This is a genomic window from Planctomonas psychrotolerans, from assembly GCF_008642235.1.
In the GTDB taxonomy this organism is placed as follows: domain Bacteria; phylum Actinomycetota; class Actinomycetes; order Actinomycetales; family Microbacteriaceae; genus Planctomonas; species Planctomonas psychrotolerans.
The window spans coordinates 2,163,690-2,183,129 of sequence record NZ_SJEV01000001.1 but is presented as its reverse complement, the minus strand read 5'-3'; the positions used below and the strand labels follow the sequence as shown (position 1 = coordinate 2,183,129).

18 protein-coding genes are annotated in these 19,440 nt (G+C 70.8%); 8 read left to right on the top strand and 10 right to left on the bottom strand.

What is annotated here, in order from left to right; translation table 11 throughout:
- The first annotated feature begins 85 nt into the window (after positions 1–85).
- Both moaA and EY822_RS10070 read left to right on the top strand, forming a co-directional pair.
- Positions 86–1,192: a GTP 3',8-cyclase MoaA gene (gene moaA / locus EY822_RS10075; protein WP_150308143.1), complete on the top strand. Its 1,107-nt coding sequence runs from the start codon at positions 86–88 to the stop codon at positions 1,190–1,192.
- A complete protein-coding gene (locus EY822_RS10070; protein ID WP_227497186.1) occupies positions 1,189–1,485 on the top strand; it encodes a MoaD/ThiS family protein in 297 nt (98 codons plus the stop codon). The genes moaA and EY822_RS10070 overlap by 4 nt, the downstream gene beginning before the upstream one ends.
- A 22-nt stretch (positions 1,486–1,507) precedes the next feature.
- Here the strand turns inward: EY822_RS10070 and moeB are convergent, their stop codons facing one another.
- Complete coding sequence (gene moeB, locus EY822_RS10065) at positions 1,508–2,692, bottom strand: molybdopterin-synthase adenylyltransferase MoeB (RefSeq protein WP_150308142.1); 1,185 nt, start codon at positions 2,690–2,692, stop codon at positions 1,508–1,510.
- Between moeB and EY822_RS10060 the strand changes: the two genes are divergently transcribed.
- From EY822_RS10060 to EY822_RS10040, 5 genes are all read left to right on the top strand, one after another.
- On the top strand, positions 2,691–4,451 hold the full coding sequence (locus EY822_RS10060; protein ID WP_150308141.1) for a glycosyltransferase family 39 protein: 1,761 nt from the start codon (positions 2,691–2,693) through the stop codon (positions 4,449–4,451). The genes moeB and EY822_RS10060 overlap by 2 nt on opposite strands.
- A gap of 105 nt (positions 4,452–4,556) precedes the next feature.
- Positions 4,557–5,567 carry a response regulator gene (locus EY822_RS10055; protein WP_150308140.1) on the top strand — a complete coding sequence of 337 codons (1,011 nt, stop codon included), beginning with the start codon at positions 4,557–4,559 and terminating at the stop codon, positions 5,565–5,567.
- A gap of 41 nt (positions 5,568–5,608) precedes the next feature.
- Positions 5,609–5,998, top strand: a complete 390-nt coding sequence (locus EY822_RS10050; RefSeq protein WP_150308139.1) for a response regulator — start codon at positions 5,609–5,611, stop codon at positions 5,996–5,998.
- Positions 5,995–6,411 carry a response regulator transcription factor gene (locus tag EY822_RS10045; RefSeq protein WP_227497185.1) on the top strand — a complete coding sequence of 139 codons (417 nt, stop codon included), beginning with the start codon at positions 5,995–5,997 and terminating at the stop codon, positions 6,409–6,411. The genes EY822_RS10050 and EY822_RS10045 overlap by 4 nt, the downstream gene beginning before the upstream one ends.
- Positions 6,408–8,150 carry a sensor histidine kinase gene (locus EY822_RS10040; protein WP_150308138.1) on the top strand — a complete coding sequence of 581 codons (1,743 nt, stop codon included), beginning with the start codon at positions 6,408–6,410 and terminating at the stop codon, positions 8,148–8,150. Before EY822_RS10045 ends, EY822_RS10040 begins: the two co-directional genes overlap by 4 nt.
- Before the next feature lie 62 nt (positions 8,151–8,212).
- Here EY822_RS10040 and EY822_RS10035 read toward each other — a convergent pair whose 3' ends face one another.
- The 5 genes from EY822_RS10035 to metG are packed head-to-tail and all read right to left on the bottom strand — an operon-like array spanning position 8,213 to position 13,333.
- Positions 8,213–9,154, bottom strand: a complete 942-nt coding sequence (locus tag EY822_RS10035; protein WP_150308137.1) for a 4-(cytidine 5'-diphospho)-2-C-methyl-D-erythritol kinase — start codon at positions 9,152–9,154, stop codon at positions 8,213–8,215.
- 50 nt (positions 9,155–9,204) lie between these two features.
- Entirely contained in the window at positions 9,205–9,915 is a 711-nt protein-coding gene (locus tag EY822_RS10030; protein WP_150308136.1) for a histidine phosphatase family protein, read from the bottom strand.
- A gap of 12 nt (positions 9,916–9,927) precedes the next feature.
- The gene (gene rsmA / locus EY822_RS10025; protein WP_150308135.1) at positions 9,928–10,803 is read right to left on the bottom strand and encodes a 16S rRNA (adenine(1518)-N(6)/adenine(1519)-N(6))-dimethyltransferase RsmA; all 876 of its coding nucleotides are present in this window, start codon (positions 10,801–10,803) and stop codon (positions 9,928–9,930) included.
- Positions 10,800–11,774, bottom strand: coding sequence for a TatD family hydrolase (locus EY822_RS10020; RefSeq protein WP_150308134.1), 975 nt, complete (start codon positions 11,772–11,774; stop codon positions 10,800–10,802). Before EY822_RS10020 ends, rsmA begins: the two co-directional genes overlap by 4 nt.
- The gene (gene metG / locus EY822_RS10015) at positions 11,771–13,333 is read right to left on the bottom strand and encodes a methionine--tRNA ligase (protein WP_150308133.1); all 1,563 of its coding nucleotides are present in this window, start codon (positions 13,331–13,333) and stop codon (positions 11,771–11,773) included. Before metG ends, EY822_RS10020 begins: the two co-directional genes overlap by 4 nt.
- 313 nt (positions 13,334–13,646) lie before the next feature.
- Here metG and EY822_RS10005 point away from each other — a divergent pair, with 313 nt between their 5' ends.
- Complete coding sequence (locus tag EY822_RS10005) at positions 13,647–14,585, top strand: hypothetical protein (RefSeq protein WP_150308132.1); 939 nt, start codon at positions 13,647–13,649, stop codon at positions 14,583–14,585.
- 167 nt (positions 14,586–14,752) lie between these two features.
- Here the strand turns inward: EY822_RS10005 and EY822_RS10000 are convergent, their stop codons facing one another.
- The 4 genes from EY822_RS10000 to rsmI all read right to left on the bottom strand — a co-directional run bounded on the left by EY822_RS10000 (position 14,753) and on the right by rsmI (position 19,406).
- Entirely contained in the window at positions 14,753–15,856 is a 1,104-nt protein-coding gene (locus tag EY822_RS10000; RefSeq protein ID WP_150308131.1) for a bifunctional 2-methylcitrate synthase/citrate synthase, read from the bottom strand.
- Positions 15,857–15,884: 28 nt separating this feature from the next.
- Complete coding sequence (gene prpB, locus EY822_RS09995) at positions 15,885–16,793, bottom strand: methylisocitrate lyase (RefSeq protein WP_150308130.1); 909 nt, start codon at positions 16,791–16,793, stop codon at positions 15,885–15,887.
- Positions 16,793–18,328 carry an MmgE/PrpD family protein gene (locus tag EY822_RS09990; RefSeq protein WP_150308129.1) on the bottom strand — a complete coding sequence of 512 codons (1,536 nt, stop codon included), beginning with the start codon at positions 18,326–18,328 and terminating at the stop codon, positions 16,793–16,795. Before EY822_RS09990 ends, prpB begins: the two co-directional genes overlap by 1 nt.
- A 262-nt stretch (positions 18,329–18,590) precedes the next feature.
- Entirely contained in the window at positions 18,591–19,406 is an 816-nt protein-coding gene (gene rsmI / locus EY822_RS09985; protein ID WP_150308128.1) for a 16S rRNA (cytidine(1402)-2'-O)-methyltransferase, read from the bottom strand.
- Between the last annotated feature and the right edge of the window lie 34 nt (positions 19,407–19,440).

Here is a 19,440-nt window from a genome sequence, read left to right as displayed (position 1 = left end):
CGGCGGGCTCGCGCCGCCGCGATCTCCGACGGCCATGGCTCCCCCGGTACACGCGGGACGCAGGAGAGTGATCTAGCCTCGATGCATGGGAGTCTTCCTCGACACGCCGCTTCTGCCTCGCTCCGCGCGTGCGGGCGATGCGGCGGCGGATGCCCGACCCGACGCGACCGGACTGCTCGATCGATTCGGACGCACCGCCACCGACCTCCGCATCTCGCTCACCGATCGCTGCAATCTGCGATGCACGTACTGCATGCCCGCGGAGGGCCTGCCCATCCTGCCCAAGGAGCAGCTGCTGCAGCGGGATGAGATCGGCCGCCTCGTGGGCATCGCGGTCCAGCGGCTCGGGGTGCGTCAGGTGCGCTTCACCGGTGGCGAACCGCTGCTGCGTCGAGACCTCGCCGACATCATCGCCGCGTGCGCCGCGCTCGATCCCCGACCGGAAATCTCCCTGACCACCAACGCGATCGGGCTGACCTCCCGCGTCGACGCGTTGGCGGATGCCGGACTCGACCGTATCAACGTGTCCCTCGACTCGGTGCACGCCGAGACCTTCGCGCAAATCACCCGGCGCCCGTTCCTCGACCGGGTGCTCGCCGGAATCGACGCCGCCTCGGCGGCGGGGCTCTCGCTCATCAAGATCAACGCCGTGCTTCTGCGGGGCGTGAACGACCATCAGGCCGCCGACCTGCTCGCGTGGGCCCTCGCCGGCGGGCACCAACTGCGGTTCATCGAGCAGATGCCGCTGGACGCGGATCACGCCTGGGACCGCTCCGACATGATCACCGCGGCCGAGATCCGCGCCCGGCTCGATGAGCGCTTCGTGCTGTTCCCCGACGAGGAACCGCGGGACGGCGCTCCGGCGGAGCTGTGGCGGGTGTACGAGCGGGATGCATCGACCGAACCCGATCGAAGCGCCCCGCTCCTCGGCCGGGTGGGGATCATCGCCTCGGTCACCGAGGCGTTCTGCGCCGATTGTCGCCGCACCCGTCTCACCGCGGAGGGCGGCGTGCGCAGCTGTCTCTTCTCGCACACCGAGACCGACCTGCTCGGACCATTGCGCGCCGGGGCCACCGACGACGAGCTGGCCGACCTGTGGCGCGACGCCATGTGGGCGAAGCCGAAGGGTCATGGCATGGACACCGACGGGTTCGTGCAGCCCGAGCGCAGCATGAGTGCGATCGGCGGATGATGCGGGTCGACGTGCACTACTTCGCGGCCGCCCGCGCCGCCCGGGGACGCTCCGCCGAGACCATCGAGGCCGAGGACGGCGCCTCGATCGCGACGCTGCTCGACGCCGTGCTGCGCGACGCGGTCCCGCGCGAGTCCGAGGGGAACGGAGCGACCACGCCCGACCGCGGGTCGCTCGAGGAGGTGTTCGCCCGGTGCTCGTTCCTCGTCAACGCCGAGGCGGCGTCCGGCACGGACCATTCCCTCGCGCACGGCGACCGTCTCGACGTTCTGCCGCCGTTCGCCGGGGGCTGACCGAGCGGTGCGTGCTGAGCGGTCAGGACCGGACGCCTCCCGCGGGGGTCCGCCGCCAGTCGACGATTCCGCCGCGCAGATAGGTCGCGGTCCGGCCCGACGCGCGAAGCGCCTCGGTCACCACCGCCGAACGCATCCCCGACCGGCAGTACACGATGACGGGCGCCGGAACGCCCGGGGTTGCGCCGAGCGGGACGGCATCCGGCCGCGACATCACGTCGGCCTGCGGCATCAGCACGTCGCCTGCGATGGCGTCGAGGTCGTGCTCGACCCGCTCCCGCACGTCCAGCAGCACGAAGTCGTCGCGTCCCGCGTCCCGGGCGGCGAGTCGGCTCCGCAACTCGGCCGCCGTGATCGACGGTGCCCGGTCGAGCGGTCCGGTGTCGATCCCGCAGAACGCGTCGTAGTCGATCAGTTCGCTCACCGGCGTCCGATCGGCCCGACGGCGCAGCGGGATCTCGTCGCGCGACCCGTCGAGCGCGTCGATCACGAGTACGCGACCGAGCAGCGGCTCGCCGACGCCCGTGACCAGCTTGATCACCTCCGTGGCCAGAACGGCACCGACGCTGGCGCACACCGCGCCGAACACCCCCGCCTCCGCGCACGACAGCACCGTGCCGGGGGCGGGCGGCTCGGGGAAGAGGTCGCGGAAGTCGAGGCCCCGGCCGTCGGGGGCGGCGTCCCAGAACACCGACACCTGCCCGTCGAAGCGGTAGACCGAGCCCCACACGTACGGGATGCCGGCGAGCGCCGCGGCGTCGTTGGCGAGATACCGCGTGGGGAAGTTGTCGGTGCCGTCGACCACGAGGTCGTAGCCGGCGAAGAGGCGCCCGGCGTTCCGGCTGGTGAGGCGCTCCTCGTGCCGCACGACCCGGACGCCCGGGTTGAGGGCGTCGATGCTGCGCTCGGCCGACGCGGTCTTGCTGCCGCCCACGTCGGCGAGGCCGTGGATGACCTGGCGTTGCAGGTTGGAGAGGTCGACCTGATCGAAGTCGACGATGCCGAGGGTTCCGATTCCGGCGGCGGCGAGGTACTGCAGCACGGGCGAACCGAGGCCTCCCGCGCCGATCACGAGCACGCGGGCGTTCCGCAGGCGGCGCTGCCCGAGGGTGCCCATGCCGGGCAGCATCACCTGACGCGAGTACCGTTCCGCGTCGTCGCCCGACAGTTCCGGGCTGGGCTCGACCAGAGGGGGAAGTGAGCCCATGACGAACCTCCTCAACACCGGGACGGGTGCCGCCGATTCGGCCGGCGCCGATCCCAGCGTAACCACCCGGCGCGCCCGGCCCGGCGGTGGACGGCGGAACCTTCCACGGGGGGCAGCAGCCGACGCGGTGCTCGTCGGGGTGTTCGCCTTCCTGCTCACCGCGGCCTTCTCCTGGGTGCCGTCGGTCTGGTACGACGAAGCCGCGACGGTGATCTCGGCCACCCGGACCTGGCCCGAGCTGTGGCGCATGATCGGCACGGTCGACGTGGTGCACGCCGCCTACTACGCAGGGATGCACCTCTGGTTCGACCTCGTCGGCTACTCCCCCCTCACCCTGCGCCTGCCGAGCGCGGTCGCGACCGGTCTCGCGGCCGGCGGTACCGTGGTGCTCGGCCGCACCCTGGGCGGGCGACGGCTCGGCCTCCTCGCCGGCATCGCGTTCTGCCTGTTCCCGCGGGTCACCTGGATGGGCGCCGAGGGCCGTTCGTTCGCGCTCGGCACCGCCCTCGCCGTGGCGCTCACGCTCGTGTTCCTCGCCGCCTGGACGCGCGGGTCGCGATCCGTCGCCGTGCGTGCCCGGTGGTGGGCGGGCTACGCCGTTCTCGCCGTCGTCGCCACGCTCGTCTTCTCGTTCCTCGCGTTCCTGGTGGTGGCGCACGGCGTCACGGCCCTCTGGGCGCTCGCCTCGGTCCGCCGGGTGCGCGGGCCCGCCGCGGGCGACGGTGCTGCCGATGCCGCCGCGCGGGCTGACCGGCTCCCCGCCGTCCGGGGCGTGTACGGCTGGGCCGCCGCTGCGCTCGTGAGCGGTCTGGCGTGCGTGCCGTTCGCGATCGTCGCGGCGAATCAATCGGGTCAGGTCGACTGGATCGATCCCGTCAGTGCGCGTACCTGGCACGCGATGTTCGTCACCCAGCTCTTCCCCCGGGCCTACGGCTTCGCCACGGTCGCGTGGGCGCTCATCGTGCTGGGGCTGATCGTGCTGGTGCTCGCGGCGTACGGTCGCTGGCGGCGCCCCGCCCCCGCGCACGGTGCGCTCCGGTCGGGTCCCGCACCGCTGCCCTCCCTCGCCTCGGTGGCGGTGCCGTTCCTCATCGTGCCGACGGTGCTGCTGATCACCGTCTCCGTGCTGATCGACCCGCTCTTCTCGCCGCGCTACCTCACCTTCACGGCCCCGGGGGCGGCGCTGCTGCTGGCCGTGGGCATCGACGCCCTCGGCGGTGACGGACCGGACGGGAAGACGACAGGACCGGACGGCAGGTCCGCTCAGCACCACCGCCGCACGGTGTCCGCCGGAGTCGCGCTCGTGGCGCTCGCCGCCCTGTCCGCCCCGCAGATCGTCGCCCAGCGGCAGCCCGAGGCGAAGCAGGAGTCGTCGTGGGCGGAGGTGGCCGAGCTCATCGCCACCGAACGCGCCGAGGAGCCGCCCGGCACCGTCGAGGCGGTGATCTTCGGCCCGGTGCGGCGGCACCCCGGTGCCTCGAGCCGCGTGATCCAGTACTCCTATCCCGACGCCTTCGAGGGTCTCCAGGACTTCGCCCTCAAGACCCCCGCCGTCCGCACCGGAGCGCTGTGGGAGGAGACGTACCGGGTGCGGGACTCCCTCGATCGTCTCGACCCCGACACCGACGTGGTGTGGCTCGTCACGAGCAACCGGCAGGACTGGCGACCCGGCATCACCGAACGGCTCGCCCCGCTCGGATTCACGCTCGACGAGGAGTGGAATCCCACCAACGTGAACGTGCTGCGCTTCCGCCGCTGACGCGGGAATCATGCATCGGACGGCACTCGCACTGGGGGTATCCGGCGCGTAGGAACGGGGGCGCACGCCGCCTACAGTGAGAACAGAATCAGCCGGGGGGCATGGATGGCAGAGCAGTATCGGGTCGTCGTGATCGAGGACGACCTCGACGTCGCGTTGTACACGCGCAAGGTCCTGGAGAAGCGCCTGGACGCCCGGGTGATCACCGTGAGCGATCCACGCCGCGTGAGCGAGGCCATCGACGTGCTCCGCCCCGACGTGGTGATCACCGACATCGAGATGCCGGGGGCGTCGGGCCTCGACCTCATCGCCGATATCCGTGCGCAACAGCCGGGCACGCCCGTCATCGTCATGACGGCGCACGTGTCCGTCGACTACGCCATCACCGCGCTCCGAAACTCCGCCAACGAGTTCCTCACCAAGCCCGTGTCGTCGGCGGGGCTCGCCGCCACGGTCGCCCGACTCGCGGACGCGTTCCGCGCCGAGCTGGCCGACACGGTCGAACCCCAGGTGGTGCTCGCCATCGGCGCCCGACCCGACGAGGTGGAGAGCGGCGTGGGCGGCATCCTCGCGGCCCACCGCGCGGCCGGGAACACCGTGACCGTGCTCACCCTCTCCCGCGGCGACCGCGACGGCGGCATCCGCACGGCGTGGGACGAGGGTTCGGCCGCGGCCGGCACCATCGGCGCCACGCTCGTGCTCGAGGATGCGGCGCCCGCGGGCCCGCTCTCCCTCGACGCCGCCGTGTCGGCCATCCGCCGCGTGGTCACCGACATCGAGCCGACCATCGTCTACGCCCCGAGCAGGAACGACGGGCACCCCGACTCCAAGGTCGTGCACGAGGCGGCGGTGATCGCGGCCGACAGCGCCCGCACCGTCGCGTGCTACCAGGGATCCTCCGCCACCGTGGACTTCCGACCCAACCGTTTCGTGAGCATCGACGGGCACACCGACGCGAAGCTCGCGATGCTCGCCTGCTTCGCCGCGCAGGGCGTCCGCCCGTCGCATCTCGCCCCCGACTTCGCTCTGGCCACCGCTCGTTACTGGTCGCGCTTCGGACACGGGACGAGCTGCGAACCCCTCGAGATCCTCCGCGAATCGTCACAGGTCGGTTGAGCGCCATGACTCTCCTCGACACTCCACCATCGGAAGACACCATGCCCGCACTCGAATCGCCACCATCCCCGACCACCCGCGTGAAGGTGCTCATCGTCGACGACAGCGACGATCAGCGCCATCTGCTCTCCCGCTACTTCGAACTGGCGGGCTGCGACGTGGTGGTGGCCGACTCGGCCGAGTCAGCGATCTCCGCCCTCGACGTGGCCACGCCCGATCTCGCCGTGGTCGACCTGGTCCTTCCCGGCATGGACGGGTGGGCGCTGACCGCGCGGATCCAGAGCGAACGCCCCACCTGCTCCATCGCCATCACCTCCGTGCTCGACGCGGAGGATTACCCGGCGGCCGACGCCGTGCTGCCGAAGCCCGTGTCCCGGGCCAGCATCCACCGTGTACTGAGCACCTGTGTACCGGGGTGGGTGGCACCGTGACCGACGAACTCGACATCCCTCGCGTCCTCGTCGCGGATGACGACGCGGACATCTCCACGCTCGTTGCCATCGCCGTCCGTCGGTCGGGGCTCACCCTCATCGACAAGCGCAGCGACGGGGAGAGCGCCTGGCACGCGATCCGCGAGCTCCGCCCCGACGTCGTCGTGCTCGACGTCTCCATGCCCGGGATGACCGGCCTCGAGGTCTGCCGCGCCCTGCGCGCGGACCCGGATCTCGTCGGCACGCGCGTGCTCCTCCTGTCCGCGGCGGTCGACGACGCATCCCGCCAGGCCGGACTGGATGCCGGCGCCGACGAATACATGCTGAAGCCCTTCAGCCCGCGGGAACTCATCGACCGGCTGTCCCGCCTCGCGGGCCCGGCCGAACCAGCACAGTCAGGAGTAGCACGATGAACGTCGCCACGCTGGTGAACAAGCTCGGGGTCGACGCGCCCTCACCGCTCCTGAAGCAGAGCCCGACGACCATCATGTTCGCGATCGCGGTCGTCATGAGCCTCGCCATCCCGCAACTGTCGGTGTCCGACCCGGTCTCGCTGGCCAGCGCCAGCGTCGGAATCGTTCTCGCCACCGCGTTCGCCGCATTCCTGACGGTGCGACCGTCGCTGCAACATCTCGCCCTGATCGTGCCGACGATCGACTTCCTCGCGATCGGCGCGCTCCGCTACGGCACCGGCGACAGCAGCTCGATCTTCGCCTCGCTCGTCGTGCTGCCGGTCGTGTGGTTCGCCGTGGAGGAGGGCCGGCGATACATCCTGTTCGCCTTCCTGGGCACGGCCGTAGCGCTGCTCCTCCCGTTCCTGCTCGGCAACACCGCCGGGGGTCCGCCCTCATTGCTCCGGGCCGCATACGCCTCCGTCGCGTTCGCCATCGCCGCCGCAGTGATCAATGAGCTGTCCCGCCACGCCCGGTTGCGGCTCTACTCGGCCCGTGCGCTCTCCGACCAGCGCGTCGAGGCCCTGAACAAGAATCTGGAGCACACCGAACGCCTCGCCGAGAGCGAGGCGAAGCTCCGCCAGGCCGAACTCCTCTACCGCGGTCTATGGGGTGCCGTCACCGAGCAGTCGGTCATCGGCACCGACGTCACGGGCCGGATCGACGCGTGGAATCCGGGAGCCGCGCGCCTGCTGGATCTGCCCGCCGAAGCGGTGCAGGACATCCGTTACGTGGACGAGTTCCACCTCGCCGAGGAACTGGAGGACCGATCCCGCGAGCTGGAGTATCCCGCCGGCGCGACCGTGCTGAATCCCGGCTTCTCCGCCCTCGTGGAGCCCGCGCGACTCGGCAGCGCCGACGTGCGCGAATGGACCTACGTGCGCCACGACGGCGAGAGGATCCCCGTCGAACTCAGCGTGACGCCCCGCACGGGCGAGAACGGCGAGATCATCGGCTACCTCTTCGTCGCGTTCGACATGACGAAAGCCCGTGAGGTCGCCCGGTTGAAGGACGAGTTCGTCGGTCTCATCTCGCACGAGCTGCGCACGCCGCTCAGTTCGATCCTCGGCTACCTCGAACTCATCCGCGATGAGGATGAGACGGAACTGTCTGCTGATCAGCTCCAGTATCTCGCCGTCGCCGAACGCAACGCGCATCGGCTGCTGCGCCTCGTGGGTGACCTGCTGTTCACCGCGCAGGTCGAATCGGGAACGTTCACCCTCGACCTGCAGCGGCAGGACCTTTCGCCGATCCTCTCCGCGTCCCTCGAATCCGCGCGACCGCAGGCCGCCGCCACGGGGATCACCCTGCGCGCCGACGTCCCGGCCGGTTTCTTCGCCGAGGTCGATGCGGTGCGGCTCGGCCAGGCCTGCGACAACCTCATCTCGAACGCCATCAAGTTCACACCCCGGGGCGGCACGGTCACCGTGGCGCTCGCGGGCGCCGAACGGGATGCGGTGGTGCGGGTGAGCGACACGGGGATCGGCATCGCGCAGGACGAGCTGGACAAGGTGTTCGGCAAGTTCTTCCGCGCGTCGACCGCCACCCGGAACGCCGTTCCGGGCGTGGGTCTCGGTCTCGCCATCACCAAGGCGATCGTCAAGGCGCACGGCGGCGACATGGACGTGGCGAGCGAGGAGGGCGTCGGCACGGCGTTCAGCCTGTCGGTCCCGCTCGTGAACGAGCCGGCGCTGGTGTAGCGGCGCAGCGAGGTCCGGCGCGGCTCGGCGAGCACGCCGCGCGATCGGTCCGCCGCGCGGCGCTAGTGCTCGTTCACGAGCCGGGCGCCGTGCACCGGACCCGTCGCCCGTACCACGTTCAGCCGCGCCGCACTCAGCGCGATCTGCAACTCGAGGGCACCGTCGAGGTCGGGCGCGAGGAACGCGACCGTGGGCCCTGAACCGGAGATGATGCCGGCGAGCGCCCCGTTCTCCTCGCCGAGCTCGAGCACCGCGCCGAGGCCCGGGGCGATGTGCAGGGCGGGCGCCTGCAGGTCGTTGTGCAGCGCCTCGGCGAGCATGTGCGGATCCCCGGCCCGGAGCGCCTGCAGCACGTTCGTCTCGACCGACGGCTGGGTCTTCGCGAAGAAGATGTCCTGCGCGTGCCGTTCCCGGTGGCGGTCGAGTTCGCTGTACACCGTGGGCGTGGACATCCCGAACTCGGCGATGGCGAGGACCCACTGGAAGGTGCCCTTCGCGAGCGCCGGGCTGAGCCGATCGCCACGGCCACTGCCGATGGCGGTGCCGCCCACCATGGCGAACGGAACGTCGGATCCGAGTCGGGCCGCGAGGGCGAGGAGGTCCTCGCGGGGCAGGTCGGTGCCCCACAGCTCGTCGCAGGCGATGAGGGTCGCCGCGGCGTCCGCGGAACCGCCGCCCATGCCGCCCGCGATCGGCACGTGCTTGTCGATGTGCAACCGCACGCCGCGGCGATAGCCGGTGCGGCGTGCCAGCATCCGCGCCGCTTTGATGGCGAGGTTCGACCCGTCGACGGTGAGGGCCGAGGTGTCGATGGGGCCGCCGAAGGTGACCGAGAAGTCGTCCGCGTGCCACGCGCGCACGTCCTCGTACAGGGACACCGCCTGATAGGCCGTGGCGAGATCGTGGTAGCCGTCGTCGACGAGCGCACCGACCTTGAGGAAGACGTTGATCTTGCCCGGCGCGCGGGCGTGAACCGCTCGTGTTTCGCCTGCCGCGGAGACCATGGAACCAACCTAGCCCAGCGCCGGGAAGCGCCTGGGCGCCGGGGCAACGTCTAGCGCCCGGTATCGTCTCCCGCCGGGCAGTTCCACCGCACGATCGCCGGTCGCCCGTGCTCGAATCCGAGCTCGCTCACGGTGCCGGTGGCGAGGGAGAAGATCCCGCCGTGCGCGGCCGGGAGCCCGAGCCATACCGCGGCGAGTGCACGCAGCGAGTGTCCGTGAGCGACGAGCAGCACGTCCTGCCCACCGTCGAGCACGGGTTCACAGCGATCGAGCACGGCACGCATGCGGCGGTGCACCTGCTCGCTCGTTTCCCCCGGGGTCTCCCCCGGCTCCGCGCCATCGCGCCAGAGCACCCACGGCTTGCCGACCCGGGCGACGATCTCCCGGGTCGTGAGGCCCTCGTAGGCGCCGTAGTCCCACTCCACGAGATTCTCCTCCGCGGCGACACGATCACCGAAGCCGGCGAGGCGGGCGGTGTCCATCGCCCGCCGTCGCGGGCTGCTGAGGACGAGGCCGAAGGAGTGGTCGCCGAGCACGCGCGCCACCGCTCGGGCCTGCTGCTCACCGCGCTCGGTGAGCGGGAGATCGGTCACGCTGGTGTGCTGACCGGATCGGCTCCACTCGGTCTCGCCGTGCCGCAGCAGGAAGATGCGCGAGGAGTTGCCCTCGCGCTCGAGCACGGTGGGGGCATTGGGCACGGGACGGGCGTCGGGATCGGAGGCAGAGGGAGAACCGGAGCCGGATGAAGAGTCGGGGGTCACGGCATCAGCCTGTCACGAAGTCGGGGGCAGCGCGTCCGCCCGGGACTCCGCCACCCTGGCGATGGCGAGGAAGTCGTTCACCGACAGCTGTTCGCCCCGGGCCGTCGGGTCGACGCCCGCGGCACTGAGCACCTCGCTCGCGGTCTCGCTCGAACCGAACACCGAACTCACCGACTGGCGGAGCATCTTGCGGCGCTGCTGAAAGGCGGCGTCCACGATGGCGAAGGTGCGCACCCGCAGGCTCTCGCTGGCCCGATCCGCGGCGTCCCGCGTGAAGGAGACGAGGATCGAGTCCACGTTCGGCACGGGCCAGAAGACCTGTCGGCTCACCGAGCCGGAGGTGCGCCAGCTGCCGTACCAGGCGGCTTTCACGCTGGGCGCGCCGTACACCTTGGAGCCGGGCGGCGCCGCGAGTCGAAGGCCCACCTCCGACTGCACCATCACCACGCCGGAGCGGATGCTCGGGAAGTGCTCGAGAAAGTGCAGCAGCACCGGCACGGACACGTTGTAGGGCAGGTTCGCGACGATCGCGGTCGGGTCCTGCGGCAGCGCGGCGATCTTCAGCGCATCCTCGTGCAGCACCGTCAGCGGGGCATCGGGCGAGAACAGCTCCACCGTGACGGGCAGCTGCCGGGCGAGCCGACCATCCAGCTCGACCGCCACGACCGACGCGCCGGTCTCGAGCAGCCCGAGGGTGAGCGAGCCGAGGCCCGGGCCGACCTCGACCACAACCTGGCCGGCGGAGACCCCCGAGGTCTTGACGATCCGGCGCACGGTGTTGGCGTCGATGACGAAGTTCTGGCCGAGCTTCTTCGTGGGGGTGACGCCGAGCAGTTCGGCGAGGTCGCGGATCTCCGCCGGGCCGAGCAGTTTGCCGGCGTCGGTCACTCGAACTCGGCCGGGTTCGGTGTGGGCGACGTGACCGGTTCGTCGTCCCAGCGGCCGTAGATGTTCTCGGTGTTCGAGGAGATCTGCGCGGCGAGCATCGAGACGTCGGTGCCGAGCGTGTCCGCCATCGCCCGCAGCGTGTAGGGCAGGAGGTACGGGCTGTTCGGGCGGCCGCGGAGCGGGGTGGGCGTGAGGAACGGCGTGTCGGTCTCCACGAGCAGCAGCGCGCGCGGGGCGACCTCGAGCGCCTCCCGCAGCGCGGACGCGTTCTTGAACGTCACGTTGCCCGCGAACGACATGAACCAGCCGTTCTCCGCGCAGACCCGCGCCATGTCGGCGTCGCCCGAGAAACAGTGGAAGATGACCCGCTCCGGAGCACCCACGCGCTTGAGCGTGCGGATGACGGCGTCGTGCGCATCGCGGTCGTGGATCTGCAGCGCGATGTCGTTCTGCTTGGCGATCTCGATGTGCGCCTCGAACGACCGGTACTGCGGAGCGCGCCCCGAGTCGGGCGTGCGGAAGAAGTCGAGGCCGGTCTCGCCGACGGCCCGCACGCGCGGGCGGCCGGCCAGCTCGGCGATCTCGGCGAGCGCATCGTCGAGCGTTCCGGCCTCCTCGTAGCGGGGAGCCTCGTTGGGGTGGATGGCGACGGCGGCGAGGATGCGGGGCTCGTGCGCCGCCACCTCCGCCGACCAGCGCGACGTCTCGAGGTCGCCGCCCACCTGCACCACGCCGCGCACGCCCACGGCCGACGCGCGGTCGAGGTGCTCGCGGTAGTGCAGCGGATTGTCGCCGTCGGCGATTTCGAGGTGCGCGTGGTTGTCGTACACCGGAACCACGAGCGCGGGCGGAAGCGGCGGGTAACTGAGGTCGCGGGTCTGTCCGTGCTCGGAGCTGGTGTCGCGCGTGCGGATGTACGCGCTCGGATCGTCGCTCAGCCCGTGGGTCAGGTGCTTGCCGGAGTCGTTCATGCCGTCACCTCGATACGCGGGAAGAGCGGGCGTTCGAGCGGGGTGACCGCGCCGGATCCGCTCCACTCGTCGGCGGAGCCGATGCGCTGCTCGGACACCGCGCCGGAACCACCGAGCGCCGCCCACAGGGTGCCTGCGGCATCCGGGATGACGGGGGCGAGCAGCACGGCGAGGGTGCCGAGCCCGTGCACCGCGGTGGCGAGCACGGTGTCGAGGCGCCCGCTGTTCGCCGGATCCTTCGCGAGCGCCCACGGCTCCTGGCTCGTGATGTAGCCGTTGAGCTCGTCGACGAGCTGCCAGATAGCGGCGATGGACTCGTGGATGGCGAGGCGGTCGATGGCGGCGTCGGCGGTCGCGGTGACCTCGCGGGCCACCGTGCGCACCCGCTCGTCCGCCGCGGTGAGCTCGCCTGCGGCGGGGATCGCGCCGTCGCGGTAGCGGCTCACCATGGCGATGACGCGGGAGGCGAGGTTGCCGAAGCCGTTGGCGAGTTCGGCCTGGTAGCGGGCGGACAGGTCCTCCCAGCTGAAGGAGCCGTCCTGCCCGAAGGCGATGGCGCGCAGAAAGTAGTAGCGGAACGCATCCACGCCGAACGTGTCGGTGATGGCCTGCGGCGCGATGCCGGTGAGCTTCGACTTCGACATCTTCTCGCCACCGACGAGCAGCCAGCCGTGGCCGAACACGCGGGCCGGCGGCTTCTCGTCGAGGGCGAGCAGCATCGCGGGCCAGATCACGGCGTGGAACCGCAGGATGTCCTTGCCGACGATGTGGGTCGCGGGCCAGCGGCGCGCGAACAGCTCGTCGTCGACGCCGTAGCCCACGGCGGTGGCGTAGTTCATCAGCGCCTCGAACCACACGTAGACGATGTGGCTGTCGTCCCACGGGATCTTGACGCCCCAGTCGAAGCTCGACCGGGAGATCGAGAGGTCGTCGAGGCCGCGCTTCACGAAGGAGATGACCTCGTTGCGGGCGCTCTCCGGCTGGATGAAGTCGGGCTGCTCCTCGTACAGGGCCAGCAGTCGGTCGGCGAAGTCGCTCATCCGGAAGAAGTAATTCTTCTCCTCGAGCAGTTCGACCGGCTTGGAGTGGATGGCGCAGACGAGCTGACCCTCGTAGGGCCCGGTGCCGTCGACGAGGTCGCTGAGCTGCTTGTACTCCTCGCAGCCCACGCAGTAGTACCCCTTGTACTCGCCGGTGTAGATGTGGCCGGCATCGAAGAGGCGCTGCAGGAAGATGCGCACGCTCGTCTCGTGCCGCTCGTCCGTGGTGCGGATGAAGTCGTCGTTGGAGATGTTGATGGCGTTGAGCAGCGGCAGCCAGCTCTCGCTCACCAGCTTGTCGGCCCAGGCCTGCGGGGTGGTGTCGTTCGCCGTGGCCGTGCGCAGGATCTTCTGCCCGTGCTCGTCGGTGCCGGTGAGGAACCAGGTGTCGTCGCCGCGGGCGCGGTGCCAGCGCGCGAGCACATCCGCGGCGACCTCCGTGTACGCGTGCCCGATGTGCGGGACGTCGTTGACATAGAAGATCGGCGTGGTGATGTAGAAAGACTCGCCCGTAGACATGGCTTACATCCTAAATGGCCGCGCGCCGCCCCCTTCGCCCGCCCCGCCCGCCGCCGCCCCCGTCCCGCCCGTCCCGCCCGTCCCGCCCGTCCCGCCCGTTCCGCCTCCTCCCCCATTCGGTCGCGGCACGTGTGTTGCCCTCCCGGCACGTGAAGCGTCGCGTGCCGGGAGTGCGAAAGGTGTGCCAAGACCGGAGAGGCGGCCGCGGCCGGCGGGGGTGGGGGCGGGCTCCACAGGGCAGGCGGGACGGTGAGTGTCCACCGGATGCAGGGAGGGCGCCGACGGGTCGGCGGGCGTGTGGCACCGTGCGGGGATGGACGACGTCTGGGAGGCGGTGCGCGCCTCAGGTGGCGGCTTGATCCATCGCGAGAACCTTCTCCGGCTGGGAGTCACCGACCGGCGCATCGAGCAAAACCTGGCCGCCGGGAAGCTGGTGCGGGTGGCACCCGGCGTCTACGAGATCGAGTCGGTGTGGCGCGCCTCATCGAGTGACGAGCAGCAGCGCACCCGCATCCGTGCCGTTGCATCCGGCCGGGTCGATTTCACGGTGTGCCGGATGTCGGCCGCGGCCATGTACCGCATCCCGAGTCTCGGCGGGTGGCCGGCACGAGTGAGCTGCCTCGACCCCTCGGCGCAGGGCGGCAGCTCGGAACCCGGCATCCTGCTGCACCGCGGGCCGGTCGACCGCACCACCCGGATCATCGACGACGTGGTCGTCACCGGGCTCGCGCGCACGCTCGTGGACATCGCGGCGCATACGTCGTTCCTCACCGGCGTGATCGCCACCGACCATGCCCTGCGCTACCTCGGAATCGCGAAGCGGGAGCTCTACGAGGAACTGACCCGCGTGAATCCCCGATACGGCAGAAGGCTCGCGGCACGCGTGATCGACTTCGCCGTCGACCGATCCTGGAACGTCTTCGAGTCGCTCAGCCGGGTGCGCATGTACGAGCTGGGATTCGCGTCGCCGGAGCTGCAGGTCGACTTCGCCGACCGCCGCGGATTCATCGGCTCGGCGGACTTCTACTGGCCCGAGGTACGCACCATCGGCGAGTCCGACGGGCTCGCGAAGTACTCCCGTGCCGAATGGGTCGGCGACCGGGTGCCGGCGGACGTCGTGGTCGCGGAGAAGATCCGTGAGGACCGGATGCGCGCCCTCGGCAACGCCTTCACGCGGTGGACCTGGGACGTCGCCTCCTCCCCCGCACGCTTCGCTGCTCACCTCTCCACCGCACGCATCCCCCGCCGCTAGCCCGTCGCGACCAATCCGTCGCGACCAATCCGTCGCCGCTAATCGGTCGTGGCACGTGCGGTGCACTCGCGGCACGCGGGATCCCGCGTGCCGCGAGTGGAAGACACGTGCCGCGACAGGATCGGCGGGCGCGGCGGGGGCGGGCGGGGGCGGGGCGGGCGGGGGGCCTAGAGGTGGCGCTCGTCGGGACCGACGTACTCCGCGAGGGGACGGATGAGCGCGTTGGCGTCGAGCTGCTCCATGATGTGGGCGGTCCAGCCCACCACGCGGGCCGCCACGAACAGCGGCGTGAAGGTCTCGGTGTCGAAGCCCATGAGCGCGTACGCGGGGCCCGACGGGTAGTCGAGGTTCGGCTGGATGTCCTTGCGCTCCCGCATCGCCCGCTCGAGGGCGTCGTACAGTTCGAGCGTCGGCGCCGCGTCGAACTCCTCGACGAGGGTCTCCAATGCGGCGCGCATGGTCGGCACCCGGGAGTCGCCGCTCTTGTACACCCGGTGCCCGAAGCCCATGATCTTCTTCTTCTCGGCGAGCGCCGTGTCGAGCCACTCCTCCACCCGGTCGGCGGTGCCGATCTCGTCGAACACGTGCATCACCGCCTCGTTCGCGCCGCCGTGCAGCGGACCCTTCAGCGCACCGATCGCGCCGGTGACGGCGGAGTACAGGTCGGCCAGGGTGGAGGTGATCACCCGGGCTGTGAACGTGGACGCGTTGAAGGAGTGCTCGGCGTAGAGCACCATCGACACCTCGAACGCCCGCTCCACCACCGGCTTCGGCACCTCGCCGAACGTCATGTAGAGGAAGTTCTGCGCATAGCTGAGGTCGTCGCGCGGTTCGACCAGGTCGAGGCCGTGCCGTCGCCGCTGGTCGTACGCCACGATCGCCGGGATCTGCGCCAGCAGCCGCACCGACCGCTCGAGGTTCGCCTCACGACTCGTGTCGTCGAGCGAGTCGTCGTTCGCCCCGATCACGCTCACGGCGCTCCGCACCACGTCCATCGGATGCGCGGAGGTCGGGATCCCGTCGATCACGGCACGCACGTTGTCGGCGAGCACGCGCTGCGACCGCTCCTCCGCCTCGAAATGCTCGAGTAGCTCATCCGTCGGCAGTTCGCCGTGCCACAGCAGGTACGCCACCTGCTCGAACGAGCACTCGGCGGCGAGCTCCTGCACGGGATACCCGCGGTAGAGCAGCGAGTTCGTGTCGGGATTGACCTTGGAGACGGACGTGGTGTCGACGACGACGCCGGCGAGACCCTTGCGGATGTCGTTCATGGTGCTCCTTCGGAATCGAGCAGCGGATTCAGTGCGGGGACGCGTCGGCCGAGTAGGTGAAGATCGACGTGTCGAAGCGGTTGTATTCCTCGTAGTCCAGCAGCTCGTACAGCCGGGCGCGGGTCTGCATCCGTTCGACGACGGGCTTCAGCGACCCCTCGGCGATCAGCGTATCGAGTCCGTGCTCCGCCGCGCCCATGGCGAGGCGCAGCAGCGACACCGGATAGATCACGATGTTGATGCCGATGTCGGCGAGCTGGGTGGTGGTGAACAGCTCGCTCTTGCCGAACTCCGTCATGTTGGCGAGGATCGGCACGTCGATCGCCGCCCGCATCGCCTCGAACTCGCCCAGATCCACCATCGCCTCGGGAAAGATCGCGTCCGCCCCGGCGTCGACCAGCGCCTGAGCGCGGCGGATCGCGGCATCCAGTCCGTCGAGCGCGCGGATGTCGGTGCGCGCCATGATGAGGAAGTTCGGATCGCGCCGGGCGTCGGCCGCCGCACGGATGCGCTGCACCGCGGTGGCCTCGTCCACGACCTGCTTGCCGTCGAGGTGGCCGCAGCGCTTGGGGTTCACCTGATCCTCGATGTGCAGGCCGGCGAGTCCGGCGTCCTCGAGCATCTGCACGCTGCGGGCCACGTTCATCGGCTCGCCGAAGCCGGTGTCGGCGTCGACGAGGGCGGGCAGGTCGGTAACCCGGGCGATCTGCTGCGACCGCCCGGCCACCTCGGTGAGGGTGGTGAGGCCGATGTCCGGCAATCCGAGGTCGGCCGACAGCACGGCGCCCGAGATGTAGACGCCGTCCATCCCCTTCTCCTGGATGAGGCGGGCCGACAGCGGGTTGAACGCGCCCGGGATACGGAGCAGGTCGCCGCTGGCGAGCCGACTGCGGAATGCGACGCGCTTGTCAGCCGCGGACACGGTGGAGTGCAGCATCAGAACAGTCCCTTCGGAGCGGCGGCGGACGCGAGGAGACCCGGTCGCGCGGTCACGGTGAGCCCCGCGAGCTCGTCGGTGCCGAGCTCGGGCAGTCGCTGCACGAGCGCGAGGAACCGCTCGCACTCGTCCGGGTCGAGCACCCCATCGGCCAGCGTGCGGAACTTCTCGATGTACTGCGCGCGGGCGAAGGGGCGGGCGCCGAGCGGATGCGCGTCGGCGACCGCGATCTCCTCCACTATGGTGCGACCGTCGGTCAGCGTGATCTCCGCGCGCCCGCCGAACGCCTTCTCGGCCGGGTCGATCGAGTGGTACCGGCGGGTCCACTCCGCGTCCTCGGTGGTGGTGGTTCTGCGCCACAGCTCCACCGTGTCGGCCCGCCCCGCGCGTTCGGGCGCGTACGAGTCGACGTGGTGCCACGCGCCGTCCTGCAGCGCCACGGTGAAGATGTAGGGGATGGAGTGGTCGAGCGTCTCCCGCGACGCCGCCGGGTCGTACTTCTGCGGGTCGTTCGCGCCCGAGCCGATCACGGTGTGGGTGTGGTGCGAGGTGTGCAGCACGACGGACGCGACCTTCGCCGGGTCCGTCACCTCCGGATGCGCGTGGTGCAACCGGCGCGCGAGGTCGATGAAGGCCTGGGCCTGATACTCGGCCGAGTGCTCCTTCGTGTAGGTGTCGAGGATGCCGCGCTTCGGTTCGCCCCGCTCGGGCAGCGGCACCTGGTAGGCGGCGTCGGGGCCGTCGAGCAGCCAGGCGATCACGCCGTCCTCTCCCTCGTAGATGGGGGTGGGACTCGTCTGGCCCCGCATGGCGCGGTCCACCGCCTCGACGGCGAGCTTGCCCGCGAGCGCCGGCGCGTGGGCCTTCCAGCTGGAGATCTCGCCCTTGCGGGACTGCCGGGTGGCGGTGGTGGTGTGCAGCGCCTGGCCGATCGCCTGGAACACCGTCGCGGTGTCGAGGCCGAGCAGGGTGCCGATTCCCGCCGCCGCGGACGGTCCGAGGTGCGCCACGTGGTCGATCTTGTGCCGGTGCAGGCTGATCGCCCGCACCAGGTCCACCTGGATCTCGTATCCGGCGGCGACGGCTCGCACCACGTCGGCACCGGTCAGCCCCCGGTCTCCCCCGGCGTGCTGCGCCACGGCGACGATCGCCGGGATGTTGTCGCCCGGGTGCGAGTACTCGGCGGCGAGGAAGGTGTCGTGGTAGTCGAGCTCGCGCACCGCCACGCCGTTCGCCCACGCCGCCCACTCCACGCTCGTGCGGGTGGACGGCGCCTCGCCGAACACCGTGGCTCCCGCGCCGCCGCGGGACGCCGGATGTGCGAGCGCCTGCGTCCGCGCGGCGACCACGGGCGCCCGGGTGAGCGAGGCGGTGGCGACGGCCGCGTTGTCGATGAGACGGTTGACGATCATCTCGGTCACGTCGTCCTCGACGGGCACCGGATCGGTCGCCACGCTCGCAAGCTTCCAGGCGAGCTGGTCCTCCCTCGCGAGCTGTGCGGAACTGGGATGGACGGTCACCGCGTGAAGCTGCATGGGTCCAGCGTATGGCGGTGCGGTCGCAATTCCAGTCCCCGAGCTCGTCGGCAGGCGGTCCCTGAGCTCGTCGAAGGGAGGTTGCGGAATGTCCCTTCGACAGGCTCAGGGACCGTGGGGACCCGAGCAACCGTCGCGGAATGTCCCTTCGACAGGCTCAGGGACCGTGGGGACCCGAGCAACCCGTTGCGGAATGTCCCTTCGACAGGCTCAGGGACCGTAGCGTGCACAGGGACCGTAGCGTGCACATGGACCGCACGCGCTACTTGCGGCGGAGGGCCGCCTCGTAGAGGTCGCGGCGGCCGAGGCCGGTCTCCTCGGCGATGGCGGCCGACGCATCCTTCAGCCGCACACCGTCGGAGACGAGTTCGAGCACCTGCTCCACGCCCGTGTCGAGGTCGATCGACAGCGCGGCGGCGCCCTCGATCACCACGCAGATCTCCCCGCGCACGCCGCCCTCGGCCCACTCGGCGAGCTCCGCCGCCGTTCCGCGCCGCACCTCCTCGTAGAACTTGGTGAGCTCGCGGCAGACGACCACGCGACGGTCGGCACCGAGCTGCGCGGCGACATCCTGCAGTGCCGCGGCCAGCCGGTTCGGCGACTCGAAGAACACCATGGTGCGGCGCTCCCGCGCGAGTGCACGGAGCGCGGCCGTGCGCTCTCCCCCCTTGCGGGGCAGGAAACCCTCGAAGGTGAACCGGTCGGTGGGAAGACCGGACACCGCGAGCGCGGTCAGCACCGCGCTGGGGCCTGGCAGCGCCGTGACCCGCACCCCGGCTGCGGCGGCGGCCTCGACGAGGTGGAACCCCGGGTCCGACACCACGGGCATGCCGGCGTCGCTCAGCACGAGCACGTCCTCCTCGGCGGCGAGCGCCACGAGTTCCGCCGCCTTCGCGGTCTCGTTGTGATCGTTCAGCGAGATGAGCCGCGGGCGGTTCTCCACACCGAGGGCGTTCAGCAGCTTGAGAGTGACCCGCGTGTCCTCCGACGCGATGATGCGGGCGGAACCGAGCGCCTCGACGAGCCGCACGGTCGCGTCGCCCAGGTTTCCGATGGGCGTGGCTGCGAGGATCAGCATCGACCAATTGTGCCAGCCGCGGGATGTGCCGGAC

Bases quoted from the DNA above. Each gene is read 5' to 3' on its own strand.
- moaA (WP_150308143.1), top strand. From the start codon at position 86: ATGGGAGTCTTCCTCGACACGCCGCTTCTGCCTCGCTCCGCGCGTGCG.
- EY822_RS10070 (WP_227497186.1), top strand. From the start codon at position 1,189: ATGATGCGGGTCGACGTGCACTACTTCGCGGCCGCCCGCGCCGCCCGG.
- EY822_RS10060 (WP_150308141.1), top strand. From the start codon at position 2,691: ATGACGAACCTCCTCAACACCGGGACGGGTGCCGCCGATTCGGCCGGC.
- moeB (WP_150308142.1), bottom strand. From the start codon at position 2,692: ATGGGCTCACTTCCCCCTCTGGTCGAGCCCAGCCCGGAACTGTCGGGC.
- EY822_RS10055 (WP_150308140.1), top strand. From the start codon at position 4,557: ATGGCAGAGCAGTATCGGGTCGTCGTGATCGAGGACGACCTCGACGTC.
- EY822_RS10050 (WP_150308139.1), top strand. From the start codon at position 5,609: ATGCCCGCACTCGAATCGCCACCATCCCCGACCACCCGCGTGAAGGTG.
- EY822_RS10040 (WP_150308138.1), top strand. From the start codon at position 6,408: ATGAACGTCGCCACGCTGGTGAACAAGCTCGGGGTCGACGCGCCCTCA.
- EY822_RS10035 (WP_150308137.1), bottom strand. From the start codon at position 9,154: ATGGTCTCCGCGGCAGGCGAAACACGAGCGGTTCACGCCCGCGCGCCG.
- EY822_RS10020 (WP_150308134.1), bottom strand. From the start codon at position 11,774: ATGAACGACTCCGGCAAGCACCTGACCCACGGGCTGAGCGACGATCCG.
- metG (WP_150308133.1), bottom strand. From the start codon at position 13,333: ATGTCTACGGGCGAGTCTTTCTACATCACCACGCCGATCTTCTATGTC.
- EY822_RS10005 (WP_150308132.1), top strand. From the start codon at position 13,647: ATGGACGACGTCTGGGAGGCGGTGCGCGCCTCAGGTGGCGGCTTGATC.
- EY822_RS10000 (WP_150308131.1), bottom strand. From the start codon at position 15,856: ATGAACGACATCCGCAAGGGTCTCGCCGGCGTCGTCGTCGACACCACG.
- prpB (WP_150308130.1), bottom strand. From the start codon at position 16,793: ATGCTGCACTCCACCGTGTCCGCGGCTGACAAGCGCGTCGCATTCCGC.
- EY822_RS09990 (WP_150308129.1), bottom strand. From the start codon at position 18,328: ATGCAGCTTCACGCGGTGACCGTCCATCCCAGTTCCGCACAGCTCGCG.
- rsmI (WP_150308128.1), bottom strand. From the start codon at position 19,406: ATGCTGATCCTCGCAGCCACGCCCATCGGAAACCTGGGCGACGCGACC.